Genomic DNA, 10,671 nt, shown 5'->3' with positions numbered 1-10,671 from the left:
GTTGCACTTACAGATGATCTTCTAGCATCATTAGATACAGTTTTTGTAGAATCATTTGCATTATCAGTTGCACTTACAGATGATCTTCTAGCATCATTAGATACTGTTTTAGTTGAATCATTGAAGTTGTTCGAAGTTGTCTTCGTTGAATCATTAACATTGTTAGAGATAGTCTTCGTAGAATCATTGAAGTTGTTCGAAGTTGTCTTCGTTGAATCATTTAGATTATTCGAAGTAGTCTTAGTAGAATCATTCAAGTTATTTGAAGTAGTCTTAGTAGAATCATTCAAATTGTTAGAAGTAGTTTCCGTTGAACTTTTAAGGTCACTAGAAATACTTTTTGTAGAATCATTCAAGTTATTTGAAGTAGTCTTAGTAGAATCATTTAAATTGTTAGAAGTAGTCTCAGTTGAACTTTTAAGGTCACTTGAAACACTCTTAGTAGAGTCATTTAAATTATTAGAAGTAGTTTTAGTCGCATCATTGATATCATGAGAAACTGCTACAGTAGAATCTTTGAAATCTTTTGTTGCCATCGTTGAGCTGTCTTTGAAGTCACGACTTGTATTAGAGATACTGTCTTTTGAATCTTCAGCAAGTTCAATTGTGCTGTCACGTACGTCACGACTTACGCTTGTAGTAGAAACTTCTCCACTCTTTACAGTAGCAATTTCACTTGTTTTCATGTCATCAGAAACTTTAACAGCAGTATCACGAGCATCATGTCCTAAACTAGTAGCAGTTCTCTCCCCACTCTTACTAATCTCAACGCCTCCGTCTTTCATTGAATCTGCTGTATCACGAGCATCATGACTCATCGTTGTTGTAGCTTCTTTCATGTCTTTAAACATGTCCCCAAAACTAAAATCCCCAGCTGTAGCCGTTGTTGTTAACAAACCTAAAACGATACTACTCATTACAATTGTTTTTTTCATGTACACTCCTTAAATTATACTATTTATCTTAATACCTTACTGCTATCACAGTTGTGTGATAAATAGTGTGTTACATCACAACTATAACCCTTAAAAGCTAAAGTGTAACTTAAATTCACATATAATTATATTTTATATTTTTTGTTTTTTTTACATAAAAAACTCTTATAAGCCCCTATAATTCCTACTTATAAAGAGTTGTGATATTATTTATGCTAAATTATTATGAAGTAGTATTAATGTCCTTAAATGTGATGTTGCAAAAGGTTTTTTTGTGACAATCTTGTGACAAAATTAAAATTTTAAAATTTTATAAAAAATGTTACATAAATAAATATTTTAGTTATACTCTTCTAAGATAAAGAAATTATTATATGATAAAGGTTGATTGATGAAAAAAATATCTATAGCGTTATTATTGGGAACGGCACTAATCGCTGGTCAGTATACAAAAGCAGATCGTATAAAAGATATGCAAACGATGGCAGAAGCAATGTCCACCATAGAAACAGGTTTTTTCTATAACAATAATGATATAGTTCAAAATGGTGCACTAGCGCTCTCAGACGCGATAAGAAGAGTTCAGCCACCTCTTGAAGAGCTTGAAGAAAAAGACCCAATGGCAAGATACATGAATAATAAAGTTGTATTTAGCAACAAGATAGTTAAAAATATTGATAAAAAAGCAAAGACAATAATAGAGAGATTTGCTGTTGGGGATGTTCAAGCTTCAACTCAAGCTTATACAAAGATAATGAAGCAGTGTATGAAGTGTCATTATGAAATTCGTCAGTGGTAAAAAGTTGGGATTTATATATTGAAAAAAATTAGTTTAATAATTTTATTTCTGCTAATAGCAAAAGTATCAGCCTTTGAGTTGCCCGTAACGGGCACAGTGGTTTCTTACAACCAAAAGATGGTTGGTGCAAGATACATGGGGTATATTAAGCACATATATTTTGATATTGGTGATAGAGTTGAAAGGGAAGATACACTATTTGAGATGGAATCAGCAGAGTTTGATATTTTAAAGTCTCAGGCAGATTTAGCACTTGAACAAGCAAACTCTATAGTAAATATGTATCAAACTCGTATTAACACTATCAACAGAGAAAAAAAATTGCTCAAAAAACAAGGCATGTTTAACTCACAAGATATGCAGAACCTTGATATTACTGCAGATAACGTACAAGCTGGACTTGCATCTGCTCAGGTTCTTGTAAAAAATGCTGCTTCAAAAATTAAGCAAGTAGCTACAGTAACTGGCTATTTAGAAGTAAAAGCACCAAATAGTGGAATTATAGTTGAGAAGAGAATCAGAGTTGGAGATTTAGTTGCTCCGGGAATGCTTGGAATGATTATTGTAGATTTGGATCACTTACAGATAGAGGGTGAAGTCGCAGAGTCAGATTTGAAGTATGTTAATAAATTCCAAAAAGTTAAAATTGATATACCTTCAATCAGTTATAGAGATACAGGTTATGTGAAATCAATAGTCCCAAGTGCGAATCCTATGGCACACACGTTTAAGATCATTATTAACTTTGAGAAAAAGAGTGATAAGATCTTTCCAGGAATGTATGCGAAAATTTTAATTGATATAGATGAAAAATACTATACAAGAGACTAATAAATATGTCTGATGAGTACAAAAGTAAAAATATAGCCGGATATCTGGCTGAAGCATTTTTAAATAATCCTCTAACAATGATATTTGCTGTCTCTATTATTCTTCTTGGATATATAACATTAAATATTGCTCCAAGAGAAGAAGACCCTCAGATAGAAGTTAGCGGCGGATCTATTATAGTTATGATACCGGGTGCATCTCCAGAAGCAATTACAAATGTTGTTATAAAACCACTGGAGAGAAGAATTCGTGAGATAAAGGGTGTTGAACATATTTATGGCACGGCTATGAATAATGTTGGAATGGTAAATGTACAGTATCTAATTGGTGAAAATAGAGAAGACTCTAACTTAAAACTATATGATAAAGTCATGCAAAACATGGATACCTTGCCAAAGGGCATAGGTATGCCATTAGTGAAACCTTTTGACATAGATATTGATATTCCTGTTGTTACTGTTGCCTTTTATCAAAAGAACTCAACAAAGCCAAGCACACTAAAACAGTACCACTTGGTTAGAGAGATTCAACAAGAGATTAATGCTATTGATAATGTATCTAAGAGTACATTAAAAGGTATTCATTCTCCACAATTTAATATAAAAGTAGATTTGGATAAATTGTCTAGTTACCATCTTTCACTTGGTCAAATTGCAGCATCTGTCAAGGCAATAGCTAGTAATGCTCCAAATATCAATGCACCAACAAGTAAGGACTCTATAATTGTTTTTGGTGTTAAAAATGCTATTGAGGATATTGATGATTTAAAAAATCTAATTATTGCTCAATACATGGGTTCTCCAATTTATTTAAAGCACGTTGCAAAAATTGAGTATGGGTATGATATTCAACACTTTCAAAACTCTCAAGTTGCAAAAAAAGATGATAATACTACCTTTGATGACCCAATACAGCAGGTTACTTTAACTGTATCAAAATTAAAAGGTACAAATGCTGTGCATGTAGCAGGGGATGTTATTAAACTACTCGAAGATAAAAGTGAACATTTTGAAGAAGCTGGAATCGGTTATATTGTTACAAGAAACTATGGTGTTCGTGCTAATGAAGCTGTAAGTGAGCTTATGCATCACCTTATTATTACTATTGGTATTATTGGTTTAATTCTTATTCCGTTCTTAGGATGGAGAGAGTCTGCGGTTGTATCAATAGCAGTTCCTATGATTCTTGCAACTACACTTTTTATTGCCTATATGACAGACCAAACAGTTAACAGGATTACTTTGTTCGCATTTTTGCTAAGTCTTGGTCTTATTGTTGATGATGCGATTATTGTTATTGAAAATATCCATAGGCGTATGCATTTAAAAGAAACGGAAAACCATAGCTTTGATAGAATAATAGTTGAGGCGACGGACGAAATAGGTCCATCTACAAATATTGCGACAATTGCGATTATTTTAACGATGGTACCAATGGCATTCGTTGGAGGTATGATGGGTCAGTTTATGAAACCAATACCGCTAAATGTACCTGTAGCACTTGCTGTTTCACTCTTTGTAGCATATGTGTTTACCCCTTTTTTAGCGAAAAAAATGATTAAACGCGCGAAAGGTACTCATTAGTATGGAAGAGCTGATTTATGGAATTTTAAATTCTAAAAAGAAAAAAAGAAAAGTAATTCTTTATATAGTTTTAGCTTTTCTTTTATCCGTCATGATGATTCCTACAAAAATTGTACTAGCTAAAATGCTCCCAGGTAAAAGTGCAAATACGTTTAGTATCTATGTAGATACTGCGACAAATAGTTCTCTAGAAGAGACAAGCAAGGTTACAGGTTGTGTTCTTAGTTATTTAAAGCAAGAGATAGAAGTAAATGATGTTGAAGTCTATTTAGCTCAAGGTGCTCCACTTGATTATGCAGGATTGGTTAAGGGAAGTGCGCTAAAGAGAATGAAAAATCAGGCTGAAATAGTTGTAAATTTGAGTGATAAACACTCTCGTGATGAAGCTTCGTATAAAATGGTTCACCGTATTCGTCCTATTATCCAAAAACGTTGTGAACCATTGGTAGACTCTACGACTATAAAGTTTGTAGAGATGCCGTCAGGTCCTCCTACTTTTGCGACAATTGTTGTTAATTTATTTGGCAAAGATAGTCTTCTTATGAGAGAAACTGCTAATCATATTTCTAAAGTTTTAGCAGAGACAGAAGGACTTGTTGATATAGATGTTATGCAAGATGATATATATCCATACTTCGAGATAACTCCAGATAAAGAAAAAGTAATTAGAAGTGGATTAAGTGTTGAACAGGTAAATAATATACTATATATAGCATTTGAGGGGATGGTCGTTGCTGTAAAAAACTCTAAAATACAGCAAGATCAAATTCCTATTTTTGTTCGTCTAAATGATGAAAGTCGTTCGATAAAACCAAATAATAAAGATGGCATCTACTTTAAACTCTCACGATTAAAGCTAATCAATCCTATGGGCATGATGATACCGATTAAAGAAGTTGTAAATGTAAAAGAGATTCCATCAAACCCTACTATATTTAGAAAAAATCTACAAAATTTTGTGAGTATCACCGCTGAGTGTGACATGGTGTCTCAAGTTTATCCGCTAATGGAAGCAAGAGATAAATTAATAGAAACTCTCTCAAAAGATTTTGAGGTCAGTAAAGTAGAAGGTATGTCAACATATATGTTTGATCTAAATCTTGTAGAGAAAAGAACTGGGGAGAAGATGTTGCTTCGCTGGGATGGTGAAATGAAAGTCTCACTGGACACATTCCGTGATCTAGGTGGAGCATTTATAGCAGCTTTGGTACTTATGTTCCTTCTGATGGTAATGTACTATAAATCTTTTGCTCTTAGTGGAATTATTTTGTTAGCTAGCTTCTTGTCAATTATAGGTGTAATAGTTGGACACTTTATTACAGATTTAATATCTCTGTTTTTTGCAGATATAAACTTTTTTTTAACAGCTACATCTCTGATTGGTTTTATCTCATTGATGGGTATTAGTGCTAGAAGTTCCCTCCTCTTAATTGATTTTTCAAAAGCATTGATAGAGAAGGGTGTTGAAAAGAGAAGAGCTATTGCAATCTCTACTTCAACACGTGCTAAGCCTATTCTTATGACGGCAGTAGCGATTATTCTTGGTAGTTTGTTGCTTTCTACTGACCCAATATTTGGTGGTTTGGGTATCGCCCTTATATTTGGATCAATCGCTTCAACTGTAGTATCTCTATTTTTAGTTCCTGTACTAATAGATGATACTGTAGCCATATGTCCAGAGGGAAGAGACCATAAACCACATGAATGTGAAGGTGGGATAGAAGGGCATATTGATCCTGAAAAAATTGGGTTATAACTAATTTACATCAAAAAAAAGGAAGAAAATGAAAAAACAAATCAGTCTTGCTCTAGTAGCAATCTTAGCAACAGTATCTCTAAGTGCAGAGGTTAAAAAAACATTATATGCAAATGGAAAGGTCAAGTTTGAGAGAAACTATGAAAATGGTAAGCTAAATGGGATAGCCAGAGCTTTTTATGATAATGGTCGTCTTAAAACAAAAACAAATTTTAAAAATGGTGTAGTGCATGGCACAACATATGGATACTATAAAAATGGTGTTTTAAAAGCTGAGATACCTATGTATAAAGGTGAAATTGATGGTACTCAAAAAGAATATCATGATAACTCTCAATTAATGTCTGTTAGTAATTACAGAATGGGTAAGTTGATTGGTTCAAAAAAAGTTTACTACTCAAACGGAAATATGAAAGCAAAACTAAACTTTGATGACAATGGGAATTTTTATGGCACTCAAAAAGAGTACTATGCAAACGGAAATATGAAATACAAAGTTACTACTGAAGATGGTCGTGCTAAAAAAGGCCGTCTTTATAATAGTGATGGAAGTGATAGAAAAATGAATGCTCAGGATTTTGCTAAACTTGGATTTTAAGCATTATAAAGTAATCCCATAAGTTCATGTAATGATAAGCATAATCATTGTATCATTATCGAAAGTAGGTGAAAAGGGTCTAGAAATTGCTACTTGAATTTGAGAGCAGTATTTTAGACTAAGTACTCTATAGCAGGAGGTATATTATGTGTATTCCACATGGTGCCGCAGGCAGAAAAGATAATGGTTATATTGAGATAAAACCAAAAAAACACATAAAAAGAGTGCCGCAGACTATTTTTGAAAACGGCGACCCTAATTTTGTTGATGAAAGAAAGAGCGTGCACGTAAAAGAAAAAAAATCGTTTCTCAGTTCGCTGCTTGATGATTAAAGGCAACCTACTAAAAACTACATTCGGACATGATAGTTTTCGCCAATCACAAGAAGAAGCTGTAGATGCTATTTTAAACTCAAGAGATTTGATCACCATACTTCCAACAGGTGGTGGCAAATCTCTTTGTTACCAATTACCGTCTCTTATGATGGATGGTGTAACAATTGTTGTTTCCCCCTTAATCGCGCTTATGCAAGATCAAGTATATGCCCTCCAAAACAATGGTATTAAAGCTGAGATGATTAACTCATCTCAAGATTTTAATGATGTTCAAGAGATTACTGCCAGGCTTTTACAAGGTGAAATAAAACTACTGTATATCGCACCTGAGAGATTTAGTGCAAATGGTTTCATTGAACTTTTACAAAGAGTTAAAATAAACTTTTTTGTTATTGATGAAGCTCACTGTGTAAGTGAGTGGGGACATGAGTTTAGAGCTGATTATAGAAACCTCTCGAAGTTAAAACAAATTTTCCCTGATGTGTGTATAGCAGCTTTTACGGCAACAGCAACACATAAAGTTCAAGATGATATAGTCAAAACACTCAACCTCTCAAATCCTTTGCAGCTTCGCGGTAAAACACTTAGAGACAACCTTACAATATCAGCTCAGCAAAGATCAGGTAATGGAAGAACTCAACTTCTGAACTTTCTTTCCAAACATAATGGAAAGTGCGGTATTGTTTATGCCTTTAGTAAAAAAGACGTTGAGGCAGTTGCCGGTTTTTTAAGAACAAAAGGTTTTAAAGTAGGTGCTTATCACGCAGGCTTTTCAAGTGAAATAAGAAATAAAGTATATAGAGATTTTATATATGAAGATATAGATATAGTTGTTGCAACCATAGCATTTGGTATGGGTATAGATAAGAGTAATATTCGCTTTGTAGTTCATATGAGTATGCCAAAGACTATGGAGAACTATTACCAAGAGATTGGTCGTGCAGGGCGAGATGGTTTAGAAGCTCAGACTCTTCTTCTTTATACAAAATCTGATGATGTGAAGATGAGAAGCTTTATAGATGATATAGAGAATTTAGAGTATAAAGAACTCCTATATAATAAGCTTCGTAAGATGTATAGCTTCTCAAATTCAAGTGAGTGTAGGCATAAACTAATAGCCAAATATTTTGATGATGACTTAGATAGCTGTGGTGATATCTGTGATAACTGCAGACGTGGTGAAGTTGAGAAAATTGATATAACTCTTGAATCACAGAAGCTTCTCTCTAGTATTTACAGATGCGAACAGAAGTTTGGAATGATTCATATTATCGATGTTTTAAGAGGCTCACGTGGACAAAAAGTACTACAGTTTAATCATGATAACCTTTCTGTTTACGGTATAGGTAAAGATACTTCCAAAGAAGTATGGAATGCTATAGCAGATAGACTTTTTGAGTTAGATGCCATAGAAATAGGTGAGTTTAGAGCAATAAAACTTAAAAAATTTGGAGTGGGAATTTTACAGAAAAAGGTTTCCGTTGAGATTGATAAGCACAAAATGGATGTAAAAGGCAGAAGCTCTAAAAAAGAAGAGTTGAGTCCTGTTGAGGATGCTATATTTGATAAGTTTAAGGCTCTTAGGTCTGAGATAGCTTCAAAAAATGAAATACCTGCCTATATAGTTTTCTCAGATAAGACACTTTTAGAATTTGCCCAAAAACTTCCACAAACAAAAGATGATATGTTAGATGTGAATGGTGTTGGAGAAGTAAAGTATGAGAGATACGGAGAAAATTTTTTAGCTCTTTGTAAAGAACTAAACTGATAATTAGATCTTTCTTATTCACCGTTCCAAGGCATTTTATCTTCTTTCCATCCTTTGATGAAACCACCTTCAAGATTGTATGCTGTGATTCCTTCTTTTTCTAGGATATCAGCTGCAGCTTTTGAGCGTGGACCGCTTCTACAAACTAATATAACACTGTCAACTCCCTGAAGTTTCATAGCTTTCATAATATCTTTTACAAAGTCTTTATTTATAACTTCTTTTGCATCGTATAGATTCAATGTAGATTTATGGTCTTTAACCATTGCATTACTTATTTCGTACTCAGCACTTTTTACTCTTGTTTCAATCGATTTCGGAACATAAGTCCAATAGTATGCAGGAATATTAATAAAGCCTTCACCGTGTCCTGTGTATAAAAATTCTAGAGTAGTTCTTACATCTACAATGATGGCTTTTTTTGCTTTTTGCATCTCATAAGCTTCTTCTGGGCTTATGTCATCTTCGTACGCGTAAGCAAAAGAAAGGGCTAATAGTAGGGCTAGTAGTAGTTTCATATTTATCCTGTGTGATATAATTGTGACATTATAATTAATATAAGTTAAGTCCACTTGAAAAATGATATAATGACAAAAATTTTAAGACAGCAGAGTACACTTTGAAAAAAATTTTAATTATTAGTGACGGTACAGCCGGAGAGCATTTCATACAAAGGGTTATTGAGACCTACACAAGTGAAAATATTTACTATGTAGTTCAAATCAAAGCTAAAGAGTATGCAGATGTTAATCCGGCACGTTTTAAGTTCTATGAGTTTGATCCTACAAGCTTTTATAAGCTTTCAAATTTACTTAAAATGGAGTTTGTCCAAGTTATTATTGCCATGGATAATCAACTTGATGTTGAAAATACTATCAAAAATATTAAACTGGTTAAAAAGCATCTACGTGTTATTGTCCTAAACAAATGGGATATGGAAAATGAAGACCCCGATGTTGTCTTAGTTAATTCAAATGAACTTTTAGCATCTAGACTATTAGATTACCTTCCAAATGTTCCTGTTATTGCTCAAAATGTAGGGATTGGTGAAGGTGAGATAATGGAAGTTTTAGTTCCATTTGGAAGCTCATTTGTTTATAGACATATCGGTGTAATTGAGCAAAAAAATTGGCGTATTGTTGCTATATATAGAAATCGAAAACTATTGATGCCGTCTCGTAGAAGGATGATACAGCCAAATGACTTACTTGTTCTGGTTGGTGAGCCTGCTGTTTTAAAGTCAGTGTATCGTGCTATTAAAAGAGAATTAGGGCAGTTCCCAGAACCTTTTGGATCAAATATCTATCTATATGTTGATATGAATATTGTTAATTTAAGAACTATTCAAGAGCTTATTAGAAGAGCAGTTTTTGCTCACAAAAAGTTCAAGCATGATCTTGTAATAAAAGTTGTAAATCCGAGTAATATTACTACACTTCAGTATATAAAAGAGTTTAGAGATAATAATGTAATAGTAGATATAGAGTATAAATCTACAGACTTAAGAACTACATTTTACAATGATATAAAAGCTTATCATATAGGACTTGTTATCGTTTCTGCTGAGATGTTTGCGAATCATTACACAAGAAAAACTCTATATGAATCACATGTGCCTGTATTAAAGCTTTCTGACAGGTCTTTTTCAAGTGTAAAAGATGCCTCTATAATACTTAGTGATAATCGTGATTTAGAGAAAATATCTGCCACTATATTTGATATCTCTGAGCAGATGGGATTCAACTTAGAAATTTATAACTATATGAATGAGCATCAGGACGAAAAAGAGCAGGTAATAGAACATTATTATAATCTTGCAACAATTTTTTCTAAGAGCATTAAGGTTATAAAAGAGAATCAAAATCCTATTAGAACACTTAGACAAAAAGATAATTTTGTTCATATATTACCATTTACATATAAGTTGACTAAGAGACGAATTTACTCAATTTTATCAACAGATAGTGAAAAACTTTATTATAAACTAGATGATTATCATCAAATTTTTATACCTGTACAACTGTAGCATCGTGATTTAGCTTTTTTTTACTCTTTTTTAAGTATTA

The 10,671-nt window shown here is 33.1% G+C and carries 10 protein-coding genes; 8 read left to right on the top strand and 2 right to left on the bottom strand.

What is annotated here, in order from left to right:
* The coding region (locus ABZC13_RS08750) for a hypothetical protein (protein WP_373002511.1) at nt 1-935 on the bottom strand (935 nt) is incomplete at its 3' end.
* A gap of 391 nt (nt 936-1,326) precedes the next feature.
* Here ABZC13_RS08750 and ABZC13_RS08745 point away from each other — a divergent pair.
* From ABZC13_RS08745 to recQ, 7 genes are all read left to right on the top strand, one after another.
* Nucleotides 1,327-1,734: a cytochrome C gene (locus ABZC13_RS08745; protein WP_373002509.1), complete on the top strand. Its 408-nt coding sequence runs from the start codon at nt 1,327-1,329 to the stop codon at nt 1,732-1,734.
* An 18-nt stretch (nt 1,735-1,752) separates the two neighbouring features.
* On the top strand, nt 1,753-2,565 hold the full coding sequence (locus tag ABZC13_RS08740; protein WP_373002507.1) for an efflux RND transporter periplasmic adaptor subunit: 813 nt from the start codon (nt 1,753-1,755) through the stop codon (nt 2,563-2,565).
* 5 nt (nt 2,566-2,570) lie between these two features.
* Nucleotides 2,571-4,148, top strand: coding sequence for an efflux RND transporter permease subunit (locus ABZC13_RS08735; protein WP_373002505.1), 1,578 nt, complete (start codon nt 2,571-2,573; stop codon nt 4,146-4,148).
* Between the two features lies 1 nt (nt 4,149).
* Nucleotides 4,150-5,904, top strand: coding sequence for an efflux RND transporter permease subunit (locus ABZC13_RS08730; protein WP_373002503.1), 1,755 nt, complete (start codon nt 4,150-4,152; stop codon nt 5,902-5,904).
* Nucleotides 5,905-5,932: 28 nt separating this feature from the next.
* On the top strand, nt 5,933-6,502 hold the full coding sequence (locus tag ABZC13_RS08725; RefSeq protein WP_373002501.1) for a toxin-antitoxin system YwqK family antitoxin: 570 nt from the start codon (nt 5,933-5,935) through the stop codon (nt 6,500-6,502).
* Nucleotides 6,503-6,648: 146 nt separating this feature from the next.
* A complete protein-coding gene (locus ABZC13_RS08720) occupies nt 6,649-6,834 on the top strand; it encodes a hypothetical protein (protein WP_373002499.1) in 186 nt (61 codons plus the stop codon).
* On the top strand, nt 6,827-8,605 hold the full coding sequence (gene recQ / locus ABZC13_RS08715) for a DNA helicase RecQ (RefSeq protein ID WP_373002497.1): 1,779 nt from the start codon (nt 6,827-6,829) through the stop codon (nt 8,603-8,605). Before ABZC13_RS08720 ends, recQ begins: the two co-directional genes overlap by 8 nt.
* Before the next feature lie 14 nt (nt 8,606-8,619).
* On the opposite strand, the gene ABZC13_RS08710 is transcribed toward recQ, so the two are convergent.
* The gene (locus tag ABZC13_RS08710) at nt 8,620-9,123 is read right to left on the bottom strand and encodes a rhodanese-like domain-containing protein (protein ID WP_373002495.1); all 504 of its coding nucleotides are present in this window, start codon (nt 9,121-9,123) and stop codon (nt 8,620-8,622) included.
* A gap of 101 nt (nt 9,124-9,224) precedes the next feature.
* Here ABZC13_RS08710 and ABZC13_RS08705 point away from each other — a divergent pair, with 101 nt between their 5' ends.
* Nucleotides 9,225-10,631 (top strand): COG3400 family protein, encoded by a 1,407-nt coding sequence (locus ABZC13_RS08705; RefSeq protein ID WP_373002493.1) that lies wholly within the window; start codon nt 9,225-9,227, stop codon nt 10,629-10,631.
* The last annotated feature ends 40 nt before the right edge of the window (nt 10,632-10,671 follow it).

It is taken from the genome of Sulfurimonas sp. (genome assembly GCF_041563035.1).
Classification (GTDB): Bacteria; Campylobacterota; Campylobacteria; order Campylobacterales; family Sulfurimonadaceae; genus Sulfurimonas.
Note: the sequence above shows the minus strand (reverse complement) of the source record. Positions and strands in the feature narration are given on the sequence as shown.